The organism is Ochrobactrum sp. CGA5 (assembly GCF_006345815.1).
In the GTDB taxonomy this organism is placed as follows: Bacteria; Pseudomonadota; Alphaproteobacteria; order Rhizobiales; family Rhizobiaceae; genus Brucella.
This window is the reverse complement of record NZ_VCIG01000001.1, coordinates 168,042-192,344: the sequence shown is the minus strand read 5'-3', so window position 1 is coordinate 192,344 and position 24,303 is coordinate 168,042. Positions and strand designations below refer to the sequence as shown.

Below are 24,303 nucleotides of genomic sequence, written 5' to 3'. Positions count from 1 at the left end.
CTTATTTGACGGCGCCTGCAGTCAGACCCGCAACGATCTGGCGCTGTGCGAAAACGGTCAGCAACAGAACCGGCAATGTGACCACAAGAGCTGCAGCGGCAAGCGGACCCCAACTGACCTGTTCAAAGGACAGCATGTTGTAGACCGCAACCGGCAGGGTGCGTGTCTCGCGACTTGCGAGTACGATGCCGAAAACGAAATTGTTCCACGAAAAGATCACTGCAAGGATGAGCGACACCACAACGCCGGGCTTGGCGATGGGCAGTGCCACCTTCATGAACACCTGCCATGAGGATGCCCCATCGATGATGGCTGCTTCTTCCAACTCCAACGGTGTTGTTTCAAAATAGCCGATCATGATCCAGATCACGATTGGAACGGTGACGACCAGATGGATGATGATCTGCGGCCATAAGGTTCCAAGCAGACCGAGCGTCTGGAACAGCAGGAACAGCGGGATCAGGTAAGAAAGCCCCGGTGTCATACGCGCAATCATGATGACGATTGCCGATTTGCTGGCGCGCAGTCGCGCAATGCCATAGCCAGCCGGAACACCGACCAGAAGTGCCAGCAAGGTCGCTGCTCCGGTGACAAGGATACTGTTCCAGAAATAGAGCAGAAAATCATTGGTCGCAAAAATATCGGTATAGTTCGACCAAGCAAAGCGTTCAGGGATCAGGATTGGCGGATAGGCGCCATTGTCGATTTCATATTTCAGCGAAAGCGACAGCATCCAGACGAAGAAAAAGATAGCAGGCGACACAATCACGAAAACCATGAGTGCCGTGCCAAGCTTGGAAAGAACTGACTTGCGTGCCATGGTCGGTCCTCAGGCGTTCCACTTGGTCCGCTGGCGCAGAGCCAGAAGAACCATCGACATGGCGATAATGACAATGAAAAACACCACGGCAATCGCCGAACCATAGCCAATGTCGTAATAGGAAAACGCCACGTTATAGAGATAGATGTTGATGGTTTCCGATGCCGTACCCGGACCGCCCTGCGTCATCGCGTAGATGATGTCGAAGCTTTTGAGTGCATCAATCGAGCGGATAATCACGGCCACCATGATGAAAGGCAGGATCATCGGCAGCGTAATGTAACGGAATTTCTGCCAGCCATTGGCTCCGTCAATTTCCGCGCTTTCAAACGGATCGCGCGGCATGGAAGCAAGGCCACCGAGCACAATCAGCATGACCAATGGCGTCCACTGCCAGGTTTCAACCACCACCAGCGACGGGATAACCGTGCTTTGATTGAAGATCCACTCCTGCGGCGGAATGCCGACCAGCGACAAGAGATAATTCAGAACGCCCAACTGCGGATGATACATCATCGTCCAGACAAGGGCGACGGCAACCGGCGTTGCCATCATCGGCATAACGAAAATCCCGCGCAGCAGTCCGCGCATCGGCAATTTGCTGTCAAAGACCAGTGCTGCAATCGTGCCCAGAATCATCGGAGCCACGACCGATAGAACCGTATAAACAACCGTATGCCACATGGATTCCCAGAAGCGCATATCGGCTGCCAGGCGCAGATAGTTGTCGAAACCGACAAAGCTCTGCTCCCCGCCGAGCTGCCACTGGTTGGCGCTCATCCAGAGTGTAAACACCCATGGGAAAACGATCACCGCCCCGACAGTGATCAAGGCTGGAAGAACAAATGGCCAGTAACTGGGACGCAAGCGACCTGTGACCGGCTTGATGGAGGAGGCTGCTTTAGCAGCAGCTTCCGTTTTTGCTCCTATCGGGGCAGCAGATGTCATTTTCCTTCGCTCCGTGCGAGGACCGGACGGAATTCTTCCGCCGCGCGTTTCATTTCGGTTTCTGCGTCAGCGCCGTTCAGCAGATTGGTGAGGCCGACACCGATAATGTCGCGGAATTCCGTGACGGGCACGATGACCGGCAGGCAGAGCTGACTGATCGGGGCGGATTTCGACAGTGCTTCCACCCAGCCTTCCGGCATGGTGACGCCGTTGCGCACGGCTTCATCGTCGATGATCGACTTGCGGAACGGAACGCCCGATCCCGATTGCAGAAGACGCGCGCCCATTTCCTTGGAAATCGCCCACTGGCAATAAAGATACGCCGCTTCCTTGTTCTTCGAGGCTTCGGTCACGCCGATACCGTCGCCAGTCGTTGGTGCTGCCTGTGCATTCGGACCAGCCGGCATAACGCCATAGCCAACCTTGCCGACAACGCGCGACTTGTTCGGATCTTCGAGTGGCGGTGCAAAGCCGATACCGTCGAGCCACATGCCGACACGGCCCTGCAGGAAGTTCGACTGGCATTCAGCCCAGTTGAAGCCGGCCACGCCGGGAGGTGCGGCTTTGGTCATCAGGCGCTGATAGAGCTTGGCAGCTTCAATACCTTCAGGCGAATCCGTCTGGAGATTGCCATCAGCATCAACCGACTGCTTGCCATAGCCAAGCAGCAGACTGGTATAGACTGGTGCGTTGGCATTCTTCATGCCGCGAGCGACGAAACCATAGGTTTTGGTCGATGGGTCGGTGAGCGCTTCAGCGGCAGCAACCAGCTCTTCAAAGGTCTTTGGATATTCAATGCCCTTGGCAGCAAAGAGGTCCTTGTTCCAGTAGATGATCCAGTAATCCACCGAGAATGGCAGTGCGCCAAAACGGCCATTGGCATCCTTGGCGAAAGTCAGACCGGCACTTGCAAAATCATCTTCCGTCAGCGACGCATCCGTCAGCGTCGGGTCTTTCAGGAACGGGTTGAGGTCAGCCAGCCAGCCGCCCTTTTCGAACTGACGCTTCTGAACGTGATAGCTGATGTGGATGACATCGAAACTCGGGCGGCCCGAAGTCAGCTCGATAACGGCTTTCTGGCGCTGCTGCTGTTCCGGCATCTGTTCGGAATTCACCTTGATACCGGTGAGGTCTTCAAATTCCTTCTGATATTTCTGAAGGATGTCGCCGCGTGGGCTCTTGATGAGATTGACCTCAAGCGTGGTTCCGGCAAACTTCTTCCAGTCTACATTTGACTGGGCAAATGATGGGCTGATACCCGTCATACCGGAAGCAGCGCCGGAAACAGCGATTGCTGCTGATCCCGCCAGAAACTGGCGACGTGTTGGACGTAATAAGTTCATTACATACTCCTCCCCTATGTTTAGTTGCGGTGCGGCGGCTCCTCTCGCCCACCTTTATTCTCAAATATGCAAAGCCAGCTTCCGCGCATTGTTGATGTGAACGGTGATGGCATCCATGGCTGTCTGCGGGTCTCGTGTCTCGATAGCCGTCAGCACAGCAAGATGTTCCTGCATGACCGGGATAACGCGCCCGGTAATGCGGAAGCGCTCCTGATTGATCAGGCGCATCTTGATCGTATTGGTCTGATAGGCGCGCCAGATGATCTCATTATCGAGCGAGCTGACAATCGTGTCGTGCAGACTCCAGTCGATATTTTGCGCCTGCTCTTCCAACTCCGGGGTTTCGCCCTCGCTCATGGCGCGATTGAGCGTGTGCTCATGCTCGGCACGCAGCGCGCGCAGCAATTCATCCGAAGCCGACTGGCAGAAAATCGCTATCGCTTCCTTTTCAATGAAAAGGCGAAACTGAAACGCTTCGCGGATCAGATTGAGATCGATATGCGCGATCTGAAGTCCACGCTGCGGCACGGTCTTGATCAGACCTTCGGCTTCAAGGCGCGGGATAAGCTCGCGGATCGCGCCCAATGGCAAGCCTGTCATGGTGACAAGCTGGCGCTGTGAAACGAACTGGCCCGGATGAAAATCGCGCGCCAGCAAATGCTGGGTGAAGCTCTGATAAGCTTTATCCCGCAATTTCACTGGTTCGTTTTGATCTTCCGCCAAAGCCGTTCCTCTCTATCCTCTCGGGCTTATTTCACCCTCAAGCTGCTTTTGCCATATGCAAACGGTCGAATACACTGCCAATTGCATCGAATTCCGCGTCATTCAACGAAATCAGCGGTGCACGCACGCGACGCCATTCCATGTCACCCGTATGACGGGCAACCATAGCCTTGACTGCGGGCGTTACCGGATAGTTCAGCAACTGCTCTACAGCGCCGACCAGTTCTGCATCGTCCTGGCCATCATTGACCATGCGCAAAAGACGATCGGGAAACAGATTGGCCATGCCGGAAATCGCACCCTGTCCGCCGAGACGTACACCAGCAGCAAGATCACGCTCATCACCGATCAGGATCGCAATGTCCTTGTGCGCTGCAAGCAGCTTTTCCGTATAGGCCCAGATGCCTGATGAATCCTTCACACCGCTGATGATATCTCCAAAGGCCACACGCAGACGGCTGATGAGATCAACGGAAAGCTCGACCGCAGTAACCGACGGAATGTTGTAAAGAATGATGCTGCGCGCATCACCACCAAGACCTTTGAAGACAGCAGAAAACCAGTTGAACAGGCCGTCATCGGAGAGATTCTTGAAATAAGAAGGTGGCGCGAGAAGAATGGCCTTGCAGCCGCGACGCAGCGCATCGCCTGCCTGCACAACAGCATCAGCAACCGAATTCTCCATAACGCCGACAACAATGCTGGAAGCAGGGAAGCCTTGAGCAATGAATGCATCCAGAAGTGCTGCGCGTTCGGCATCGGCAATCGACGAACCTTCGCCGGTGGTGCCGAACAAAGTGACGCTTGAGCAGCCATTATCAAGACGTGCGCGCGCGTGCTCCAACGCACGACCGACATCGATATTGCCATCGGCATCAAATGGCGTCGTAAGCGCTGCAGAGAGCCCGAAGCGCCCCTGCCCCGAATGAATATGTGCCAAAACTGGCTCCTCCCAAGTTTGAACTTTAAGTTTGCACATACTAACATGTTAGTAAATAGTCAATTCGTTCTCAGCGCCTGCACGCTCTTTTCTGGAGGAGATTTTCAGCTCATTGAGCGGGAACGATACCGCTTTCCATAAAGGAAACAACGTCCTTTTGGCTTGGTGAGCCAGCACGTCCACCGAAGCGTGCGCATTTGATGGCGGCAGCGGCATTGGCAAATCGGATGATGTCCGTCATTGGTTTGCCTTCGACCAGACCCTGTGCAAAAGCGCCATGGAACACGTCACCTGCTGCAAGCGTATCGACTGCATCGACCTTGAAACCAGCGACATGCGATACGGGTTGGCCAGCGCGCTCTACCCAATAACAGCCATCCGCTCCGGCGGTAACAGCCGTAAAAACATCATAGCGATTGGCAAGAATACGAACGCATTCGCGCAAATCCGCCGTCCCAGCCACGCTGATTGCCGCGGGTTCCGACGCTACAATGTGGGTCGCCAACGGCAGCAGCTTTTCCAGAAGTTCAACGGGTGCCGTATCGGCGTCGAGAATGGCTGGAATGTCGACTTCACGCGCCGCGCGAAGTGCAGTTTCAGCCGCCCATGGCCAGCGCACATCAGCCATGACAGCCGCAAAGGCTCCTGTCGCAATCGGTGGCACCGCTTCAGCCGGATCTGCAAGCCTGCGATCATAAAAAGGCACGATGATGCGTTCACCGCCCGCATCAACGAGGATCGAAGAAAATGCGGTGCGTGCGCCATCGAGCCGCCGGATGCAGGAACAGTCAATACCTTCGGCTTCAAGCTCTGCCACGGCGCGATCACCCACAGGATCAATTCCCGCAGAAGCCCAGAGCCCCACATCACCGCCGAGGCGTGCAATGGCGCTTGCTGCACTTGAAGCCATGCCAGCAGCAATCTCGACCGCCTCGCGCGGCAGATATTTACCCGCCGCGTGTGGGAGCTCATCAAGGCGGAGAATGGTGTCCATAGTGAGGGCACCGACGCAGAGGATCTTGGACGTCATGATCAGGAAATAATGCCTTCAGAACGTAAGGTCTGCCAGAATTCACCCGGTATTGACTGTTCGAACCAGACGACATTCTGTCTGATCTGTTCTGGCGAACGGACACCGATCAGAATGGCGCTGACGGCCGCATGCATCATCGGGAACTGCATGGCGGCAGCGGCAAGGGGTACATTGAACTGATCGCAAATATCATGCAACTGATTGGTGCGTGCAATGATTTCAGCAGGCGCATCCGCGTAATCGAACTTCTGTTCGCCGCCGCGCGGTGCAGCGAGAATCCCCGAATTGAACACGCCCGCAATCACCAGCGCCATGCCACGCTTCTGCGCCAGCGGCAGGAATTCCTTTTCCGAAGCCTGGTCGAGCAGCGAATAGCGCCCAGCCAGAAGCGAGCAATCAAGATCCGCCTCTTCGAGCGCATCGCGAATGATCTGCCATTCATTCACACCTAGCCCGAAGCCTTTGATATTGCCTGCCGCGCGCAGCTCGGTCAGCGCGCGGAAACCGCCGCCCTTGGTCAGCGCATTCCAGTGAAGCTCATGCCTGTCACCATGCGTTACACGGCCGATATCGTGGACATAAAGCAGATCGATTTCAGGAAAGCCGAGACGCTGCTGGCTATCATCGAAGCTGCGCATAATGCCGTCATAGCTGTAATCAAAGATCTCGCGAAAATTGAGGCCATTGTGCCAGCCTGAATCAAACGGATTTTTCGGCAGTGGCGGAGGCAAGACACGACCAGCGCGCTCATTTGCCATCAAGCGCCCGACCTTGGTTGAGACCACAGCGCGCTCGCTCTTTTCACGCAGCATATCGCCGAGAAGGTGCTCGCATCGACCATAGCCATACATCGGCGCACTGTCGAAATAACGGATGCCGCTGTCCCAACCGGCTTCCAGCAAAGCCTCCGCATCTGCGCGGGAAACAGGCGCATAAAGCCCACCCAAAGGCGCGGTTCCCAGACCAAGCGCCGTTACAGTCAGGCCAGTACGGCCAAGCGTCCGTTTCTCGGATGCCTTCAATTGCATGGATATCTCCTCCATCGCGGCATGCAACATGCCAGACGCCTCTTCTGCCGATTGATAGGAGCAAGCTTGCTCAAGCGCAATCATAAAAACATGCACATGCGAACAGTATCTTCACTTGCAAATGATCCATCCTTGACAGCACCGAATTCCTACCGATATTACTATGATGTCAGACCAATTTAAAAACCAATAAGGGAACCAGGTCTGATCCGACCGCGCTTCAGTTCCCTGGACCAGTCTGTGGAATGGAGACAGAATGAAAGATCGCAGGCTGCTGCAGATTGCGCCACTACCGCCGATGGATCGAGCCCGGCAGGTAACAGAAGCGCTCGCCAATTATATCGCGACGGCGCATCTCAAGGCGGGAGATCGCCTCCCCGCTGAACGCGAATTGATGGCCGCGCTCGCTGTGGGACGCTCCACTATCCGCGAAGCGATCCGACACTTTCAGGCATTGGGTGTGATCGAAGCCCGCAAAGGCAGCGGCACATATCTGCTCAAACCTATCTCGGCTGCAACCATACACATGCCGCTTTCATTCGATCCTGCGCAATTGCGCGATGCTTTGCTGCAATCGCTTGAAGTTCGCCGTGGCATCGAAGCCGAGGCCAGCATGGTCGCCGCCCGCAAACGCACGGCGGAAGACCTCGTCATCATCGAACGCAATCTCAATGAGATGGAGCGCGTTCATATCGCGGAAGGCACGTCAGGCCCGGAAGATCTCGCTTTCCATCTCGCCATTTATGACGCGACCCACAATCCGCTTTTCAGACAATTGCTTGAACAGATGCGCGAAGCCTTTCTGCGCTTCTGGGATCATCCGTTCGAGCGGATCGACTTCGCGCGGAGGACTTTTCCGTTCCACCGCACACTCTTCAACGCCATCGTGGCCCAAGACCCTGAAGCCGCTCGGCAGGAAACACTCAAGATCCTCGACATCGTCGAGGACGACATCAAGGAAATGTCCAAATGACCGACGGGATGGATCCACTGGATTTCGCAGCGCTCACGGTTGCCCACGATGAAGGCAATGCTTTCGACGCCGTGGTTCCACCCATCGTTCAGACGTCGCTTTTCACCTTCCCAAGCTATGACGACATGGTCGCCTCCTATCGCGGCGAAAAGGTTCGCCCGATCTATACGCGCGGCCTGAACCCGACCGTGCGGGCATTTGAAGAAATGCTGGCAAAACTTGAAGGCGGCGAAGACGCGCTGGGGTTTGCCAGCGGCATGGCTGCGATCTCTTCAAGCGTGCTGGCATTTGTTAAGCCGGGTGATCGCATTGTTGCCGTGCGACATGTCTATCCCGACGCGTTCCGCCTGTTCGGCACCATTATGAAGCGGATGCAGGTGCAGGTAGACTACGTCGATGGCCGCGACGAGGAAGCGGTTGCAAAAGCCCTGCCCGGTGCAAAGCTCTTCTATATGGAAAGCCCGACGAGCTGGGTCATAGAAGCCCATGATGTCGGTGCCTTGGCAACGATTGCCAAGCAGCATGGCGTGTTGAGCATCATCGATAACAGCTGGGCCAGCCCGATCTTCCAGCGCCCACTGTCGCTTGGCGTTGATCTTGTCGTGCATTCGGCATCGAAATATCTTGGCGGCCATAGCGATGTCGTGGCCGGTGTCGTGACCGGTTCGAGAGAGCTGATCAATGCAATCCGCGCAGAAACATATCCATATCTCGGCGGCAAGCTTTCACCATTTGATGCGTGGCTTCTGGTGCGTGGTATGCGCACCTTACCGACGCGCATGAAGGCGCATGAGGCTGCGGCACTGGAAATTGCAAAGCGTCTTCAGGCGCTGGATGTGGTTGAAGCCGTCTGCCACCCAGCGCTCGCCAATCGTCTGCCTGTGGGTCTCAAGGGTACATCCGGTCTGTTCTCCGTCATCTTCCGTGAAGGCGTGAACATTCGCGAATTCTGCAATCATCTCAATCTGTTCAAGCTCGGCGTGAGCTGGGGCGGACATGAAAGCCTGATTGTACCGGGCGAAGTTGTGCTGCAGCAGAAGGCACAGCCAAATTCGGCACATACGTTCGGCATCGACCCGCGCTCCGTGCGCCTGCATGTCGGACTGGAGGGAACGGAGGCGCTGTGGCGGGATATCGAAGGAGCGCTCGCAGCATCGACAGGGTGAACTAAAATCGTGAGGAGCAATAAGGGGAACTGCAATGAAAAAACTAATAGCAGCCGCATTCGCAACCATGCTTTTGAGCGGTACGGCGCTCGCCGATACCACTTTGAAGCTTGTTGAAGTCATTACCAGCCCGGAGCGCACCAAGACGCTTGAATCCATCGTTGCCAAGTTTGAAACAGCCAATCCTGGCACCAAGGTTGAAATCATTTCTCTACCATGGGGCGAATCCTTCCAGAAATTCGCAACCATGGTTTCGGCCGGTGAGATTCCCGACGTCATGGAAATGCCGGACACCTGGGTTTCGCTCTATGGCAATAACGGCATGCTGGAGAACCTTGAGCCTTATCTCGAAAAGTGGGAAACCACATCCGACCTGACCGAACGCGCCCTTGAGCTTGGTCGCAGTGTCAACAACACGGCCTATACGCTGCCTTACGGCTTTTATCTGAACGCCATGTTCTACAACAAAAAGCTGCTCAGCGAAGCAGGTGTTTCCGAGCCGCCAAAGACGATGGACGAATTTGTCGAAGCGTCCAAGAAGATCGCAGCTCTACCGGGTAAATCCGGTTATTGCATGCGCGGTGGTCCTGGTGGCCTCAATGGGTGGGTGATCTTCGCAGCCTCCATGGCGGGCAACAACAAGTTCTTCAACGAAGACGGCACCTCGACCATGAACAGCGAAGGCTGGAAAAAGGGCATTACCTGGATGGTCGATCTTTACAAGAACGGCCTCGCACCGAAGGATAGTGTCAATTGGGGCTTCAATGAAACCGTAGCCGGCTTCTATAGCGGCACCTGCGCTTTCCTCAATCAAGACCCTGACGCTCTGATTGCCATCGCCGAGCGTATGAAGCCTGAAGATTTCGGCGTTGCCATCATGCCAAAGGGCCCGGATGGCAAGACGTTCCCGACGATCGGCTTTGCGGGCTGGTCGATGATGAGCGCCAGCAAGAATAAAGATCTCTCCTGGAAACTCATCTCGATGCTTGAAGGCCCGGAAGGCAACATCGAGTGGAACAAGCGTACCGGCGCCTTGCCGGTTCTCAAATCCGCCCAGGACGATCCGTTCTACAGCGGGGAACAGTTCAAGGGCTGGTTCGACGAACTGGCTGACAAGGACGTCGTTCCGACCGTCATGCCGACCTATCTGGAAGAATTTGCGTTCTTCAAGGATTCGCTCGTCATCAAGACCTCGCAGGAAGCGCTTCTCGGTGACATTACGCCGGATCAGCTCGCCGACCAGTGGGCAGAATATCTGACCAAGGCGCAGCAGAAGCACCTTTCAAAGCAATAGCATCATGAACAGCTTGCAGGCGTGGAACAACCGCGCCTGCAAAGCGAATGATACAGCCCCGCGAAGGGAAAAATGATGAACGACACCGCTTCCATCAAGGCCCCGGTACGAAACAACGTGCCAAGTGAAGTACCGGGTGGAAAACAGGACCGCCGCAGCTTTTTGCAGCGACTTGCCCAAGCCTCCGAACCTTATCTCTACAGCGCCCCGGCACTGATCCTTATCGGTGCCATCATGCTGGTTCCGCTGATCCTCGGCGTCTCCTATGCCTTTCGCGATATCCAGTTGCTCAATCCTTTCTCTGGGGGCTTTGTCGGGCTTGATCATTTCCGGGAGCTTGCGACGGACCAGGCTTTCTATCGTTCCTTGAAGAACACCCTTTGGTGGACCGGCTGCTCCGTGCTGCTGCAATTCGTATTTGGACTTATTCTGGCCCTTCTGCTCGATAAACCGTTTGCCGGACGCGGCATCGCACAGGCGTTGATCTTCCTGCCATGGGCTGTTCCCACCTTTCTAACCGGTCTTAACTGGGCGTGGCTGTTCAACCCGGTGATCGGCCCGTTGCCGCACTGGCTGCATGCAATCGGAATTCTGAGCTCCCCAGACAACATCCTGTCAGACCCCAATTTCGCCATATGGGGCATCATCACCGCTGGTGTCTGGTGGGGCATTCCGTTCTTCGCCATCACCATGCTGGCCGCTTTGCAGGCCATCCCACGCGATCTTTACGAAGCAGCGGCGATCGACGGCGCAGGCCCCGTGCAGCGTTTTCTCTCCATCACGCTTCCTTATCTTGCGCCGACCATGGCCATCACCATTTTGCTGCGCACAGTCTGGATTGCCAACAGCGCCGACCTGATTGTCGTCATGACGGGCGGTGGTCCTGCCGACCGGACGCAGATCGTCGCCAGCTACATCTTTACGCAGGCGTTCAAACGGCTCGATTTTGGCTATGCCTCTGCGATTGCAATGGTCCTGCTTGTCCTACTGATGGTCTATTCAATGCTGATCGTGCTGTTGCGCCAGACGCTTCTGAACAAGGATTGAGGCCATGACCAACCGTAAGCTCTTGCTCGTTGGCACACATCGCGTTGCTATTCTTCTGTTCGTGTTGTTTGCGCTGTTTCCGATCTTCTGGCTGGTGAAGGTTTCCGTCACACCCGATGATCTCCTGTACAGTGAAGGCGTGCGGCTCTGGCCATCGCGCATGACATTTGATCACTTCAGCCATGTGTTGAACAACAGCTCCTTTCCGCTGTTCTTCCGCAACAGCCTGATCGTGTCCGGCTCCACCGCAATCATTGTCACGCTGCTTGCGTCGCTCTCCGGCTATGCGCTCTCACGTTTCAACTTCCGCGCCAAATACTGGATTGTCGCGCTGATGCTGCTGACACAGATGTTTCCTCTCGTGATGCTGATTGCGCCGATCTACAAGATCATGGCGCCGCTTGGTCTAACCAACAGCCTGATCGGTCTGATCATCGTCTATTCGGCATTCAATGTGCCTTTTGCCACCTTTTTGATGCAGTCTTTCTTCGACGGCATTCCAAAGGATCTCGAAGAAGCCGCCAAAATCGACGGCGCGACGCAGTTCATGGCTTTCCGCCAGATCATTCTGCCACTGACCCTGCCGGGGATTGCTGCAACGCTCGGCTTTGTTTTCACCGCAGCATGGAGCGAGCTTTTGTTCGCACTGATGCTGATTTCCGGCAATGATTCGTCCACTTTCCCGGTCGGGCTTTTAAGCTTCGTGTCAAAATTCTCGGTCGATTTCGGGCAGATGATGGCAGCGGGTGTGCTCGCTCTGATCCCCGCCTGTCTCTTCTTTTTCCTTATTCAACGATACCTCGTGCAGGGCCTTACGGCTGGCGCAGTCAAAGGCTGAAAGGACTTTTCCCTATGGCTTCCATCGATATTCAGTCAGTCCGCAAAAGCTATGGCGAACATGCTGTTCTGCACGGCGTTGACCTTGAGATCAAAGACGGTGAATTCATCGTTCTGGTTGGCCCATCGGGCTGTGGCAAATCCACTTTGCTTCGGATGATTGCAGGCCTTGAAGACATTACTTCAGGACAAGTGCAGATCAGTGGCAAGCGGGTCAACGAACTGGCACCCAAAGATCGCGATATCGCAATGGTGTTCCAGTCCTATGCGCTCTATCCGCATATGAGTGTGGCTGACAATATGAGCTACAGCATGCGGCTGCGTAAAACGCCCAAGGAAAAGATCGCAAGCGCCATCAAGTCGACCGCCGCCAAGCTCGGCCTTGAGCCTTTGCTGGAACGTCGCCCCAAGGCGCTCTCCGGTGGCCAGCGCCAACGTGTTGCCATGGGACGCGCGATTGTGCGCCAGCCCAAGGCCTTCCTTTTTGACGAGCCGCTTTCCAACCTCGATGCACGCCTGCGCGAGCAGATGCGCGCGGAGATCAAGAAACTGCATGGCGAGCTGAAAGCCACATCGATCTATGTGACACATGACCAGATCGAAGCCATGACTTTGGCCGACCGTATCGTCGCCATGCATGGCGGCGTGGTACAGCAGGTCGGCTCTCCACTTGAGCTCTATAACCGCCCGGCCAATCTCTTCGTGGCAGGTTTCATCGGCTCACCCGCCATGAACTTCCTCGATGTGACCTATCTTGAACAGGATGGTGGTCCGCGTCTGAAACTCAAGGACGGCACACTCATCGCATTGCCGCAGCCCTTGAAACTCAAGCATGGCGCAAAAACCACGCTCGGCGTTCGTCCCGAGCACGTGCTTATCGAGAATTCAGCAGGCCTGACGGCTGATGTCGATCTTGTCGAGCCGACCGGTTTCGGCATCATCCTGCATCTCAGCCTGCATGGGCTGCCGTTCAAGATTTTCACACTGAACCGCGATGCGCTTCATTCGCAAGGTTCAGTTCAGGTGAGTTTCCCGGCACAACACCTTCATCTTTTCGATGGAGAAGGGAACCGTGTAGAGCTGCAAGTGGTTCAATAATCTGCAGCAAAGCGCGCTTGAATGCTCTGTGACAGAAGTGCTACCGGACGCGTTGTATCACCCGGCGCGTTCCATAAAAGCTCCTCGATTTCGCTGGATGCAGTCGGAACCTGATCATCTTTCAGCTTGAGGTGAAACAACTCCGCCTCAACCGTTGCATCGACTTCGTTGGCGGCAGGGGCTGCCATTTTTGCTGCATAGCGCAACTGGCTCTCATCAATGAGAATGCCGAGTTCCTCCTCGATCTCACGGATGAGCGCGATTTGAGGTTGCTCGCCCGCATCAATCTTGCCGCCGGGCTGGAAGAAAATCTCGCTGCCGCGCTTGCGCACGAGAAGGAACCGGCCCGCCTCATCGCGGACAATAGCCGCTGAAATTCGAATCGTTTTCATGATGGCTAAGTTTCGTTTCGCGGGCGAATGCCGTCAAGAATGATGGCGCTTAACGCTTTGGCCGTTTCATCATAAAATCCGGCTTCCTCGGAGCGCCGTCCAAGAACGGCCCCAACTTGCACGGAAAAGTCCGAATAATGCTGTGTAACCGCCCATATGGTGAAAATCAGATGATATGGATCGACGGGAGCCAAGCGCTTTTCAGCAATCCACCGATGAATGACCGCTGCCTTTTCATCGACCAACTGTTTCAGGTGCCCTTTGAGAAAGTTGGAAATCGCCGGGGCGCCATGCAGAATTTCATTGGCGAAAAGACGTGAGGCTTCAGGCTTTCTCGCTGACATTTCCAGCTTCACAGCAATGTAGCGCCGCAATTCATCCAGAGGATCGCCGTCCGGGTCAATCTGCTCGAAAGGCTCGAGCCAGGTGGCGAGCGTATCTTCCAGCACCGTTACGTAAATGTTCTGCTTGCGTGGAAAATAATAAAGCAGGTTCGGCTTGGACATTCCCGCCTTCTCGGCGATCTGATCAACCGTCGAACCGCGAAAGCCGTAAGCGGAAAAAACCTCCAGCGCTGCGTCGAGGATCAGCCTGCGATTTATGCCCTGGATGCGCGTCGCACCTTCCGACTTGTCGTTCGACATTTTCTCGTTTCCGACCGTGTCGGTCCGTGCGTCTGAAGGAGCTGTGGCCATTTGACACCTTTCAGCAGTGTAGAATTTTTCAAAAGCGCTTGACCATATTCAAACGCTCTTCTAGCCTGCAATTTGACCAACTAGTCAAGTTTTTGCTCGCAAGGCAAGAGTATTGTGGCCAAAGAGCCAGGTCGTGGGAACATATATTGGCGGGTGGATACGGGCTAGCAGCATGATGGCCCGAATTTGAACGCCCATACATAATGCGGAGGCAGAGCATATGGCGCTCTCCAGTAATCTCAAGGTCAATGGCGACAGGCTGTGGGACAGCCTGATGGACATGGCCAAGGTCGGTCCTGGTATTCGCGGTGGCAATAATCGCCAGACACTGACTGATGAAGACGCAGAAGGCCGCCAACTTTTCCAGAAATGGTGTGAGCAAGCTGGACTGTCCATGACCGTTGACACGATGGGCAACATGTTTTTCCTTCGCCCCGGCGAAGATGCGGATGCCGATCCGGTCTATATGGGCAGCCACCTCGACACGCAGCCAACAGGCGGCAAATTCGATGGCGTACTGGGCGTGCTTGGGGGCCTCGAAGTCATGCGAACGCTCAACGATATGAATATCAAGACGAAACGGCCTATCGTCGTCGTCAACTGGACGAATGAAGAAGGCACGCGATTTGCCCCGGCGATGCTCTCATCCGGTGTGTTTGCCGGTGTGCACGAGCAGGACTGGGCCTATCAGCGCACAGACGCCAAAGGCAAGAAATTCGGAGACGAACTGGAGCGCATTGGCTGGAAAGGCGACGAGCCGGTCGGCAAGCGCAAGATCCATTCCATGTTTGAGCTTCACATCGAACAAGGGCCAATCCTCGAAAGTGAAAGCAAGGATATTGGCGTTGTCACCCATGGCCAGGGACTGTGGTGGCTGCAGATCACGCTGACCGGCAAAGAAGCGCATACCGGCTCGACGCCGATGAAAATGCGCAAGAATGCAAGCGTGGGCCTTGGCAAGTTGCTGCAACTCGTCAACGAGATTGCCATGTCACATCAGCCCGATGCCGTTGGCGGCGTGGGACACATTGAAGTGTCGCCAAACTCGCGCAATGTGCTGCCGGGTCAAATCGTCTTCACCGTCGACTTCCGCTCACCGGATCAGAAAACGCTTGATGCCATGAAAGAACGCTTCGAAGCCGAAGCGCCGAAAATCGCTGAAGAACTTGGCATCGGCATCGAGATTGAAGTGGCTGGACATTTCGATCCCGTCACCTTCGACGAAGGCTGCGTTACCGCCATCCGCAATGCTGCCGAACGGCTCGGTTACAGCCATCGCAACATCGTTTCAGGTGCAGGTCATGACGCCTGCTGGATCAATCGCGTAGCACCGACCGCCATGGTCATGTGCCCATGTGTGGACGGTCTTAGCCACAACGAAGACGAAGATATTTCAAAGGAATGGGCATCGGCCGGTGCTGATGTGCTTCTTCATGCCGTATTGGAGACTGCTGAAATTGTGAGTTAATTTCCAGACCCGCCAATATTGCTGACTGTTCGAACAAAACCAAAAAGGGGAACGACGAACATGGTTAGTTCTGGGGCCAGTAAAGTAATCAAGGGCGGCACAGTTATCACTGCCGACCGCACCTTTAAAGCTGACGTTCTCATTGAGGGCGAGAAAATCGTTGCTGTGGGCGACAATCTGACCGGCGATGAAACAATCAACGCTTCGGGCTGCTACATCATGCCCGGCGGCATCGATCCGCATACGCATCTGCAAATGCCCTTCATGGGCACCTATTCATCTGACGATTTCGACACCGGTACCGCAGCAGCACTTTCCGGCGGCACGACAATGGTTGTGGATTTTGTTCTGCCCGGACCGGAAGGTAACCTGCTCGACGCACTTCAGGAATGGTTCCAGAAGGCAGGCAAGGCGCGCACAGATTATTCGTTCCACATGGCAATCACCGGCTGGAATGAGCGCACTTTTAACGAAATGGCCGAAGTGGTGAAACGCGGCATCAATACTTTCAAGCACTTCATGGCCTATAAGGGTGCTTTGATGGTCAATGATGACGAGATGTTCGCATCATTTCAACGCTGTGCCGAACTTGGCGCCATGCCGCTCGTCCACGCTGAAAACGGCGATATTGTTGCACAATTGCAGGCAAAGCTTCTCGCCGCTGGCAATGACGGGCCGGAAGCCCACGCCTATTCCCGTCCGCCGGAAGTGGAAGGGGAAGCAACCAACCGTGCGATCATGATTGCCGATCAGGCAGGCGTTCCGCTTTATGTCGTGCACGTTTCCTGTGAGCAGAGCCACGAAGCGATCCGCCGCGCCCGGCAAAAGGGTATGCGCGTGTTCGGCGAGCCGTTGATCCAGCACCTGACGCTGGATGAGAGCGAATATCACAATCGCGACTGGGACTATGCGGCACGCCGCGTGATGTCGCCGCCATTCCGTGACAAGGCCAATCAGGATAGTCTGTGGGCCGGTCTTGCGGCCGGAAGCCTGCAATGCGTAGCAACCGACCATTGCGCTTTCACCACCGAGCAGAAACGTCATGGCATCGGAAACTTCACCAAGATTCCGAATGGAACGGGTGGGCTCGAAGAACGTATGCCAGTCTTGTGGTCGCGCGGTGTGCGTACAGGGCGCCTGACGCCAAATGAGTTCGTCGCCGTCACCTCGACAAACATTGCCAAAATTCTGAACATCTACCCGCAAAAAGGCGCAGTACTGCCGGGGGCGGATGCCGATCTTGTCATCTGGGATCCAGAAGCCACAAAGAAAGTTTCTGCAAAAACACAGCATTCCTCCATTGATTACAACGTGTTTGAAGGCTTTGAACTCAAAGGCCTGCCCAAGATGACGCTTTCGCGGGGGCGTATCGCTTTCGATAAAGGCCATGTCACGGCACAGCCCGGCGACGGACGTTTCATCGAGCGCGAGCCGAATGGCGCTGTCAATCGGGCGTTGTCACAATGGAAGGAAATTGTTGCGCCGCGCAAAGTCGAGCGCAGCGCCGAACATATGCCGATTGGGGTCTGAGACATGGCCATCGTCCAGCTTCGGGAACCGCGCATGAGTTTGAATGACAGCATGGCCCCGGAGTGGGGTGAGGCAAATGCGCAGACAGTGATCGACATCAAAGACTTGTCACTCGTCTTCGAGACGAGTGACGGGCCGGTGCATGCGCTGTCCAATATTGATCTTGCCGTTAAACGCGGCGAGTTCGTTTCCTTCATCGGACCTTCGGGATGCGGCAAGACGACACTGATGCGCGTCGTGGCCGACCTGGAACAGCCGACATCTGGTTCCGTGACGGTGAACGGAAAGACGCCGAAACAAGCCCGTCTCGACCGATCCTACGGTTATGTGTTTCAGGCGGCCGCTCTGTTTCCCTGGCGCACTATCGAAGACAATATCAGCCTGCCACTGGAGATCATGGGGTTTTCCAAGGCAAAGAGGCGCGAGCGGATTGAAAAGAACCTCGCGCTCGTCAATCTGTCAGGCTTCGGCAAGAAATATCCCTGGCAGCTTTCCGGCGGCATGCAACAGCGCGCATCGATAGCTCGTGCGTTATCATTCGACCCGGACATGCTGCTGATGGACGAGCCCTTTGGCGCTCTGGACGAAATCGTGCGTGACCATCTCAATGAACAGCTTCTCAAGCTTTGGGCCGCAACCCGCAAAACAGTGATTTTCGTCACACACTCGATCCCGGAAGCAGTGTTTCTCTCGACCAAGATCGTTGTCATGAGCCCACGACCGGGCCGCATTCATGAAATCATCGATTGCGATCTTGGCCCGGACAGACCTCTTGAGATTCGCGAATCTGAAGCATTCCTGAAAATTGCCCATCGGGTCCGTGAGGGGTTACGTCTGGGGCATATCCATGATTGAGGATACTCAGAAACCACATCGTGGTGGAGATCGCCCATGAAAGGCTTTCTGCACGACAGATTCATTCCGGTGGCAACCATACTTGCCGCTATTATTGCGCTTTGGTACGGCCTCGCGGTAGTACTCAACGCGCCGTTCGAGCGGGATCAGGCAACACGCGCGGGAACAGAGATCCCCTTCTCGACACTTGTCGCCAATACGATGCATCAGGATCGTCCGGTCCTGCCCGCGCCGCATCAGGTAGCTGAAGAAATCTGGAAAACCGTCTTCGGAGTGAAGCCAAGTTCCAAGCGCAGCCTGATTTATCACGGCTGGGTCACATTATCGTCTACCCTGCTCGGCTTTGTGTTGGGATCGGCATTGGGGGTTCTTCTCGCCGTGGGAATTGTGCATTCCCGCACGCTCGACAAGAGCTTGATGCCTTGGATCATCACCTCACAAACAATCCCGATCCTCGCCATCGCGCCGATGATTATCGTGGTCCTGAATGCCATTGGCATATCGGGCTTGCTGCCCAAAGCCATCATCTCGACCTATCTCTCCTTCTTTCCCGTGGCAGTGGGGATGGTGAAGGGACTAAGGTCGCCTGATGTGATGCATCTCGATCTCATGCGTACCTATAATGCATCGAGATCGCAGGTGTTCTGGAAACTGCGCTGGCCTGCGGCCTTGCCGTTCCTCTTCACATCGATGCAGATCGCCGTCGCGATCAGCCTTGTTGGCGCGATTGTCGGTGAATTGCCAACCGGCGCAGTCGCCGGTCTCGGTGCCCGGTTGCTTGCAGGTTCGTATTACGGCCAGACCGTACAGATATGGGCAGCACTCGTTGCAGCCGCTCTGATGGCTGCGGTGCTGGTTGCGCTGATAGGCGTCGCGGCACAGCTTGTAAACCGACGCATGGGCGTAAAACCGGAAAGGGCAGCCACATGATGACAGGCATCCTATCCGTCGCAGCGTTAATAGCAGTTTCATGGCTGCTTGTGGGCTGGGTCGCAGGTCTGAAGACCCGTAACCCTTTGGGCCAAAAGCTTTTGGATATTGTAGTGCCGGCGCTCTTCGGCATCGCAATGCTGATGCTCTGGGAGGTAACCGTAAGGCTTTTCGCCATTCCTCAGGTTCTTCTTCCGGCACCATCGGCAATCTGGGCACGCATAGCGGCGTCCGTACCAATTCTCTGGGCGGATTTCAGGCAGACCTTTCTGAAGGCCGTCATCATCGGCTATGTCGCGGGATGCGGTCTGGGTTTCATAACCGCCATTATCGCCGACCGTATCCCTTTCCTGCGCAAAGGGCTGTTACCGCTCGGCAATCTGGCTGCGGCACTTCCCATCGTGGGTGTTGCGCCAATCATGGTGATGTGGTTTGGCTTCGATTGGCAGTCGAAGGCCGCAGTCGTCATCATCATGACCTTCTTTCCTATGCTTGTGAACACCGTCGCGGGCCTTGCCAGCACCGGATCGATGGAACGAGACATGATGGAAACCTACGGCTCAAGCTACTGGCAGACATTGTTCAAGCTGCGTCTTCCAGCGGCCATGCCATTCATCTTCAACGCTCTCAAGATCAATTCCACCCTCGCGCTTATCGGAGCGATCGTAGCGGAATTTTTCGGCACGCCGATTGTCGGCATGGGATTCCGTATCTCCGCGGAAATCGGGCGCATGAATGTGGATATGGTATGGGCTGAAATCTTCGTAGCCGCTCTTGCGGGGTCGCTCTCATACGGGCTGATCGCGCTGATCGAGCGCAGAATGACATTCTGGCACCCTTCATACAGGAGGGCATAAGCCTGAATATTTGGCATCTGCAAAAATAAGGTAGACCAAAGCGCATTCCGAAAAGTGGAAACCGGTTTTCGGGTAAAATGCGCGCAATAAAAAAGAACCAGAGGAGAACTGAAATGAAAAAGGCAATTTCTTTATGCCTTGGAACAGCCGGACTGGCGCTCGCGCTCATGAGCAGTTCGGCGATGGCGGCCGACAAGCTGACCTTGCAGCTCAAATGGGTGACGCAGGGACAATTTGCCGGTTACTACGTAGCCAAGGACAAAGGCTTCTATGAGGAAGAAAATCTCGACGTCGACATCAAGCCGGGCGGACCGGACGTCGCTCCACCGCAAGTAATTGCCGGTGGCGGCGCAGATGTTGTGGTTGACTGGATGCCGTCGGCGCTTGCAACCCGTGAAAAAGGCGTCCCGCTCGTCAACATCGCCCAGCCCTTCAAGAAGTCAGGCATGATGCTGACCTGCCGCAAGGACACCAATATCACCAAGCCAGAAGATTTCCGGGGCCGCACGCTCGGCGTCTGGTTTGGCGGTAATGAATATCCGTTTCTGTCATGGATGAGCCACCTGAAAATCCCGACCGAAGGCGGTAAGGACGGTGTGACCGTTCTGAAACAGGGCTTCAACGTTGATCCCCTGATCCAGAAGCAGGCCGATTGCATTTCCACCATGACCTACAATGAATATTGGCAGGTGATCGATGCGGGCATTCCCGCCGATCAGCTTGTTGTCTTCCCATATGAAGAGCAAGGCGTCGCAACGCTGGAAGACGGGCTCTATGTGCTGGAAAAGAGCCTCGACGATCCGGCGATGGTCGACAAGCTGGCCCGTTTTGTGCGCGCCTCAATGAAGGGCTGGCAATATGCTTCTGACAATCCAGGGGAAGCAGCGGACATCATACTCGAAAATGATGCTTCCGGTGCACAAACCAAGGAAGTTCAGGAACGTATGGTCAAGGAAATCGGGAAGCTGGTTGACGGTTCCGATGGGACTCTTGACGTAGCAGCGGCTGAGCGCACGGTGGAAACGCTGCTTGGAGGCGGTTCTGATCCGGTCATCACCAAGAAGCCGGAAGGCGCTTGGACTGCGAAGATTACCGACGCTCTGAAGAAGTAATCCGATAAAAATGAGAAAAAGAAACCGACCCCAAAGGTCGGTTTCTGCTTTCAGTCTATTTCGCCGGTTCGGCCGTACCGCCTTTTTGCGATTTATCCTGGAGCGCACGGTTGAGTTCCCGCTCAAGCCGCGCCTCTTCTTCCGCTTTGGGCTGCGTAAAGCGTCCCAGCACAAGATATGCGACCGGCGTTACATAGAGCGTAGCAATCGTTGCAAGGCCGAGACCGCCAACGATTACCCAACCCAGAGCCACACGGGCTTCCGCCCCAGCGCCGCTCGCCAGCACCAGCGGCACGCCGCCAAGGACAGCGCAGATCATCGTCATGCAAACAGGGCGAAGACGAATGTTGGATGCTTCCTCGATCGCTTCACGAACACTCAAGCCCTTATCGCGCAACTGATCGGCGAATTCGACAATCAAGATGCCGTTCTTGGCCATGATGCCCACCAGAAGCACGAGACCGATCTGGCTGTAGACGTTCAGGCTCGTGCCTGTGAGCAGCATGGCGAACACGGCACAACCAAGTCCAAGAGGAACCGTCGCCATCACGATCAGCGCACTGACAAAGCTTTCAAACTGCGCCGCCAGCACCAGAAGAATGATGACGATCGCGAAGCCAAACACCATTGCCAGGCCGCTTGACGTTTCGCTGAGCGTCGAGGCTTCCGCCAGCGGAATGATATGACTTCCCGGCAGCAATAAAGGCGCTGCGATTTCCTGTGCCGCTTTATAAGCATCGCCCAAGGCAAAATCGTCGCGCAGATTTGTCGTAATCGAAACAGAACGCTGGCGTGTCTCGCGATTGAGCTGTGGTGGGACGGCTTTCTCGACAACCGTCGCGATGGACGACATCGGCACGTACCGACCGTCTGCCGTTTTCATGAATATGTTCTCAAGGTCCGTCGGATCATTGATCGGGTTTGTGGTGGAAACGAGTTTCACATCGAAGCTGCGATCCCCGACATAGACCGATCCGATCTTGCGGCCATCGAGAACCGACTGGACGGCATTTGCAAGCCCGGTGATATCGATACCGAGATCAGAGGCCCGCTCGCGATTAATCTCAACGGAAAGCTGAGGCTGGGTCGGCTCTACCGAAAGGCGCGGCTGGACAAAGCGCGAATCCTTTTCCAACGCGGCCACGACCGCCTGAGCAGCGGGCTGCAATTTGGCATAGTCATTGCCAACGATGGCAAACTGCAAGCCGTTGCCTGCGCCGCGAATACCAAGACTGTTCGGCTGAGTGGTAAAGATGCGCACCGCCGTTATGCCCTTGATACGCTGGGTAATGTCAGCCATGATTTCCTGCTGGCTGCGCGCGCGTTCTTTCCATGGTGCCAGCGTCAGGACAACAAAACCGTTATTCGACGATCCGCCAGAGCCCGCGATGGCATAGGTAGTCGTGATTTCCCCGCTATCACGTAGCGGCTTGATCGCCTCTTCAATCTGGTCGAGTTGCGACTGCAGAAACTCCACACTGATGCCCTGCGGCCCGTTGATACGCAGCAGCGCCACGGCACGGTCTTCCGAAGGTGTCAGTTCCTGACGGATCATACCGTAGCCGACATAGGATGCGCCTGCGAAAACTACGGCGACGAGCACAACAACGAATGGTGCCGACAGACAGACGTGCAGAGTCTTCTTGTAGAAGGTCGCGAGCCCGCCGCCGATACGACGCAGAAAAAGCGGACCGTGACCGCCATCTTCGCCACTTCCTTCCTTGAGGAAGCGCGAGGCAAGCATCGGACAAAGCGTCAGCGCAACAACTGACGACAGAAGAACTGCAATCGCCAGCACGAAGCCGAATTCACGGAACAGGCCACCCGCCTGCCCCGGCAAAAACGAAATAGGAACAAAGACTGCCGCCAAAGTCAGCGTGGTAGCGATCACGGCGAAGAAGACTTCCTGCGTACCCAGCACTGCCGCTGCGCGTGGTCCCATACCCTGGTTACGCCGACGAACGACGTTTTCCAGCACCACAATGGCATCGTCGACGACAAGACCGGTAGCCAGAACCAATGCCAGGAGGGTGAGAATATTGACCGAGAAACCTGCTAGATAAATGGCTGCTATCGTGCCGATAAGAGCAACAGGCATGGATACAGCTGGAATAAGCGTGGCGCGCAGATCCCACAGGAACACGAATATGATTGCAACAACGATAATCACCGATGCAATCAGCGCGATTTCCACCTCGTGGATTGCACCATTGATGAAATTCGCATCGTCACTGGTGACGGCGATGTTGACGCCCGCAGGTAAGGTCTTCTGCAAATTGGCGACTGCCGTGCGGATACCTTCCGAGATATCGAGCGTATTTGACTGTGCCTGACGCACGATGCCGAGACCGATTGCCGTCTTGCCGTTAGATCGGACTGCCGAGCTCTCTATATCCGGTCCAAGTGTAACCGTCGCGACATCGCGGATTTGCGTACGGCCTTTGATATAGACATTTTCAAAGTCCTCCGGCTTTTCCAGATTGGCGGTAGCACGAACTACAATGGATTGGTCCGAGCTGCGCAACGAACCCGCCGGAGCATCCAGCCCCATAGAGGAAAGTGCGTTGGAAAGATCGGCAATCGTCAGACCATAACTTGCCAATCGGGCCTGATTGATATCAATGCGGAAAATCTTATCTCGATCACCGTAGATCTGCACGTCGGCCACACCTGGAACCGCCGAAAGTACATCTTCAATCTGATCTTCAACCAGCACCGTCATGTCATCTACCGGCATGGTATCGGAGGTGACAGCCAGCCGCATTACCGGATCGGCATTGGAGTCTGCTTTAATGATCCGCGATGGGTCGGCCTCTTCAGGCACAGTATTGGCGACACGAGATATTGCATCACGCATATCGGCGGCCGCAACGTTGAGATCTACACCATCGTTAAACTCCACCGTGACACGGCTGCGCTCAAACGACGAAGTCGAAGAAATAGACTTCACGCCCGAAACGCGCGCGACTGCGTTCTCGAGAACCTGGGTCAACTGACGGTCTATGGTTTCAGCGGAGGCACCACTGAAATCCGTGCTGATTGTTACGACAGGCCGGTCAACGTCCGGCAGTTCGCGAATATCAACACCCGTGAAAGCAGCAAGACCTGCAACGACAATCAGAACATTGATAACGAAAGCAAAAACCGGGCGTCGGATGAAAAGGGCCGTCGATCCGCCATTGCCGGATGAGGAGTTGTGACTTGTCACGTGCTT

Annotated in this window: 22 protein-coding genes; 12 read left to right on the top strand and 10 right to left on the bottom strand. The window is 55.4% G+C overall.

Going from position 1 to position 24,303, the window contains the following annotated elements; genetic code table 11:
• Position 1: 1 nt before the first annotated feature.
• From FJQ48_RS00895 to FJQ48_RS00865, 7 genes are all read right to left on the bottom strand, one after another.
• Positions 2-820, bottom strand: a complete 819-nt coding sequence (locus tag FJQ48_RS00895) for a carbohydrate ABC transporter permease (protein ID WP_139973335.1) — start codon at positions 818-820, stop codon at positions 2-4.
• 9 nt (positions 821-829) lie between these two features.
• Positions 830-1,768 (bottom strand): sugar ABC transporter permease, encoded by a 939-nt coding sequence (locus FJQ48_RS00890; protein WP_139973334.1) that lies wholly within the window; start codon positions 1,766-1,768, stop codon positions 830-832.
• The gene (locus FJQ48_RS00885; RefSeq protein ID WP_139973333.1) at positions 1,765-3,111 is read right to left on the bottom strand and encodes a sugar ABC transporter substrate-binding protein; all 1,347 of its coding nucleotides are present in this window, start codon (positions 3,109-3,111) and stop codon (positions 1,765-1,767) included. Before FJQ48_RS00885 ends, FJQ48_RS00890 begins: the two co-directional genes overlap by 4 nt.
• A gap of 60 nt (positions 3,112-3,171) precedes the next feature.
• Complete coding sequence (locus FJQ48_RS00880) at positions 3,172-3,834, bottom strand: GntR family transcriptional regulator (protein ID WP_139973332.1); 663 nt, start codon at positions 3,832-3,834, stop codon at positions 3,172-3,174.
• A 37-nt stretch (positions 3,835-3,871) separates the two neighbouring features.
• The gene (locus FJQ48_RS00875; RefSeq protein WP_139973331.1) at positions 3,872-4,774 is read right to left on the bottom strand and encodes a dihydrodipicolinate synthase family protein; all 903 of its coding nucleotides are present in this window, start codon (positions 4,772-4,774) and stop codon (positions 3,872-3,874) included.
• A gap of 109 nt (positions 4,775-4,883) precedes the next feature.
• Positions 4,884-5,804: a PfkB family carbohydrate kinase gene (locus FJQ48_RS00870; RefSeq protein ID WP_139973330.1), complete on the bottom strand. Its 921-nt coding sequence runs from the start codon at positions 5,802-5,804 to the stop codon at positions 4,884-4,886.
• Between the two features lie 2 nt (positions 5,805-5,806).
• Complete coding sequence (locus tag FJQ48_RS00865) at positions 5,807-6,835, bottom strand: aldo/keto reductase (protein ID WP_139973329.1); 1,029 nt, start codon at positions 6,833-6,835, stop codon at positions 5,807-5,809.
• 256 nt (positions 6,836-7,091) lie between these two features.
• Here FJQ48_RS00865 and FJQ48_RS00860 point away from each other — a divergent pair, with 256 nt between their 5' ends.
• The 6 genes from FJQ48_RS00860 to ugpC all read left to right on the top strand — a co-directional run bounded on the left by FJQ48_RS00860 (position 7,092) and on the right by ugpC (position 13,250).
• Positions 7,092-7,808, top strand: coding sequence for a FadR/GntR family transcriptional regulator (locus FJQ48_RS00860; protein WP_139973328.1), 717 nt, complete (start codon positions 7,092-7,094; stop codon positions 7,806-7,808).
• Positions 7,805-8,974: a PLP-dependent transferase gene (locus FJQ48_RS00855; RefSeq protein ID WP_139973327.1), complete on the top strand. Its 1,170-nt coding sequence runs from the start codon at positions 7,805-7,807 to the stop codon at positions 8,972-8,974. Before FJQ48_RS00860 ends, FJQ48_RS00855 begins: the two co-directional genes overlap by 4 nt.
• Before the next feature lie 34 nt (positions 8,975-9,008).
• Complete coding sequence (locus tag FJQ48_RS00850) at positions 9,009-10,268, top strand: sugar ABC transporter substrate-binding protein (protein WP_139973326.1); 1,260 nt, start codon at positions 9,009-9,011, stop codon at positions 10,266-10,268.
• A gap of 75 nt (positions 10,269-10,343) precedes the next feature.
• A complete protein-coding gene (locus FJQ48_RS00845) occupies positions 10,344-11,315 on the top strand; it encodes a sugar ABC transporter permease (protein ID WP_139973584.1) in 972 nt (323 codons plus the stop codon).
• A 4-nt stretch (positions 11,316-11,319) separates the two neighbouring features.
• A complete protein-coding gene (locus tag FJQ48_RS00840) occupies positions 11,320-12,153 on the top strand; it encodes a carbohydrate ABC transporter permease (RefSeq protein ID WP_139973325.1) in 834 nt (277 codons plus the stop codon).
• 14 nt (positions 12,154-12,167) lie between these two features.
• Positions 12,168-13,250 (top strand): sn-glycerol-3-phosphate ABC transporter ATP-binding protein UgpC, encoded by a 1,083-nt coding sequence (gene ugpC / locus FJQ48_RS00835; protein ID WP_139973324.1) that lies wholly within the window; start codon positions 12,168-12,170, stop codon positions 13,248-13,250.
• On the opposite strand, the gene FJQ48_RS00830 is transcribed toward ugpC, so the two are convergent.
• Together FJQ48_RS00830 and FJQ48_RS00825 are read right to left on the bottom strand one after the other, a co-directional pair.
• Positions 13,244-13,642: an NUDIX domain-containing protein gene (locus tag FJQ48_RS00830; RefSeq protein ID WP_139973323.1), complete on the bottom strand. Its 399-nt coding sequence runs from the start codon at positions 13,640-13,642 to the stop codon at positions 13,244-13,246. The two genes, ugpC and FJQ48_RS00830, sit on opposite strands and share 7 nt — an antisense overlap.
• Positions 13,643-13,647: 5 nt before the next feature.
• A complete protein-coding gene (locus FJQ48_RS00825; RefSeq protein ID WP_139973322.1) occupies positions 13,648-14,337 on the bottom strand; it encodes a TetR family transcriptional regulator C-terminal domain-containing protein in 690 nt (229 codons plus the stop codon).
• Between the two features lie 220 nt (positions 14,338-14,557).
• Here FJQ48_RS00825 and FJQ48_RS00820 point away from each other — a divergent pair, with 220 nt between their 5' ends.
• From FJQ48_RS00820 to FJQ48_RS00795, 6 genes are all read left to right on the top strand, one after another.
• Entirely contained in the window at positions 14,558-15,805 is a 1,248-nt protein-coding gene (locus tag FJQ48_RS00820) for a Zn-dependent hydrolase (protein WP_139973321.1), read from the top strand.
• A gap of 60 nt (positions 15,806-15,865) precedes the next feature.
• Positions 15,866-17,335, top strand: a complete 1,470-nt coding sequence (gene hydA / locus FJQ48_RS00815; RefSeq protein ID WP_139973320.1) for a dihydropyrimidinase — start codon at positions 15,866-15,868, stop codon at positions 17,333-17,335.
• Positions 17,336-17,368: 33 nt separating this feature from the next.
• Complete coding sequence (locus tag FJQ48_RS00810) at positions 17,369-18,190, top strand: ABC transporter ATP-binding protein (RefSeq protein ID WP_139973319.1); 822 nt, start codon at positions 17,369-17,371, stop codon at positions 18,188-18,190.
• Between the two features lie 36 nt (positions 18,191-18,226).
• Positions 18,227-19,120: an ABC transporter permease gene (locus FJQ48_RS00805; RefSeq protein WP_139973318.1), complete on the top strand. Its 894-nt coding sequence runs from the start codon at positions 18,227-18,229 to the stop codon at positions 19,118-19,120.
• Positions 19,117-19,977, top strand: a complete 861-nt coding sequence (locus FJQ48_RS00800; RefSeq protein WP_139973317.1) for an ABC transporter permease — start codon at positions 19,117-19,119, stop codon at positions 19,975-19,977. Before FJQ48_RS00805 ends, FJQ48_RS00800 begins: the two co-directional genes overlap by 4 nt.
• Before the next feature lie 113 nt (positions 19,978-20,090).
• Positions 20,091-21,089: an ABC transporter substrate-binding protein gene (locus tag FJQ48_RS00795; RefSeq protein WP_139973316.1), complete on the top strand. Its 999-nt coding sequence runs from the start codon at positions 20,091-20,093 to the stop codon at positions 21,087-21,089.
• A gap of 55 nt (positions 21,090-21,144) precedes the next feature.
• On the opposite strand, the gene FJQ48_RS00790 is transcribed toward FJQ48_RS00795, so the two are convergent.
• Positions 21,145-24,297, bottom strand: a complete 3,153-nt coding sequence (locus FJQ48_RS00790) for an efflux RND transporter permease subunit (protein ID WP_139973315.1) — start codon at positions 24,295-24,297, stop codon at positions 21,145-21,147.
• Positions 24,298-24,303 lie beyond the last annotated feature (6 nt).

Excerpts from the sequence above, each read along its gene's own strand:
- FJQ48_RS00895 (WP_139973335.1), bottom strand. The coding sequence starts at position 820 with ATGGCACGCAAGTCAGTTCTTTCCAAGCTTGGCACGGCACTCATGGTT.
- FJQ48_RS00890 (WP_139973334.1), bottom strand. The coding sequence starts at position 1,768 with ATGACATCTGCTGCCCCGATAGGAGCAAAAACGGAAGCTGCTGCTAAA.
- FJQ48_RS00885 (WP_139973333.1), bottom strand. The coding sequence starts at position 3,111 with ATGAACTTATTACGTCCAACACGTCGCCAGTTTCTGGCGGGATCAGCA.
- FJQ48_RS00870 (WP_139973330.1), bottom strand. The coding sequence starts at position 5,804 with ATGACGTCCAAGATCCTCTGCGTCGGTGCCCTCACTATGGACACCATT.
- FJQ48_RS00865 (WP_139973329.1), bottom strand. The coding sequence starts at position 6,835 with ATGCAATTGAAGGCATCCGAGAAACGGACGCTTGGCCGTACTGGCCTG.
- FJQ48_RS00860 (WP_139973328.1), top strand. The coding sequence starts at position 7,092 with ATGAAAGATCGCAGGCTGCTGCAGATTGCGCCACTACCGCCGATGGAT.
- FJQ48_RS00855 (WP_139973327.1), top strand. The coding sequence starts at position 7,805 with ATGACCGACGGGATGGATCCACTGGATTTCGCAGCGCTCACGGTTGCC.
- FJQ48_RS00850 (WP_139973326.1), top strand. The coding sequence starts at position 9,009 with ATGAAAAAACTAATAGCAGCCGCATTCGCAACCATGCTTTTGAGCGGT.
- FJQ48_RS00845 (WP_139973584.1), top strand. The coding sequence starts at position 10,344 with ATGAACGACACCGCTTCCATCAAGGCCCCGGTACGAAACAACGTGCCA.
- FJQ48_RS00840 (WP_139973325.1), top strand. The coding sequence starts at position 11,320 with ATGACCAACCGTAAGCTCTTGCTCGTTGGCACACATCGCGTTGCTATT.
- ugpC (WP_139973324.1), top strand. The coding sequence starts at position 12,168 with ATGGCTTCCATCGATATTCAGTCAGTCCGCAAAAGCTATGGCGAACAT.
- FJQ48_RS00830 (WP_139973323.1), bottom strand. The coding sequence starts at position 13,642 with ATGAAAACGATTCGAATTTCAGCGGCTATTGTCCGCGATGAGGCGGGC.
- FJQ48_RS00825 (WP_139973322.1), bottom strand. The coding sequence starts at position 14,337 with ATGGCCACAGCTCCTTCAGACGCACGGACCGACACGGTCGGAAACGAG.
- FJQ48_RS00820 (WP_139973321.1), top strand. The coding sequence starts at position 14,558 with ATGGCGCTCTCCAGTAATCTCAAGGTCAATGGCGACAGGCTGTGGGAC.
- hydA (WP_139973320.1), top strand. The coding sequence starts at position 15,866 with ATGGTTAGTTCTGGGGCCAGTAAAGTAATCAAGGGCGGCACAGTTATC.
- FJQ48_RS00810 (WP_139973319.1), top strand. The coding sequence starts at position 17,369 with ATGAGTTTGAATGACAGCATGGCCCCGGAGTGGGGTGAGGCAAATGCG.
- FJQ48_RS00805 (WP_139973318.1), top strand. The coding sequence starts at position 18,227 with ATGAAAGGCTTTCTGCACGACAGATTCATTCCGGTGGCAACCATACTT.
- FJQ48_RS00800 (WP_139973317.1), top strand. The coding sequence starts at position 19,117 with ATGATGACAGGCATCCTATCCGTCGCAGCGTTAATAGCAGTTTCATGG.
- FJQ48_RS00795 (WP_139973316.1), top strand. The coding sequence starts at position 20,091 with ATGAAAAAGGCAATTTCTTTATGCCTTGGAACAGCCGGACTGGCGCTC.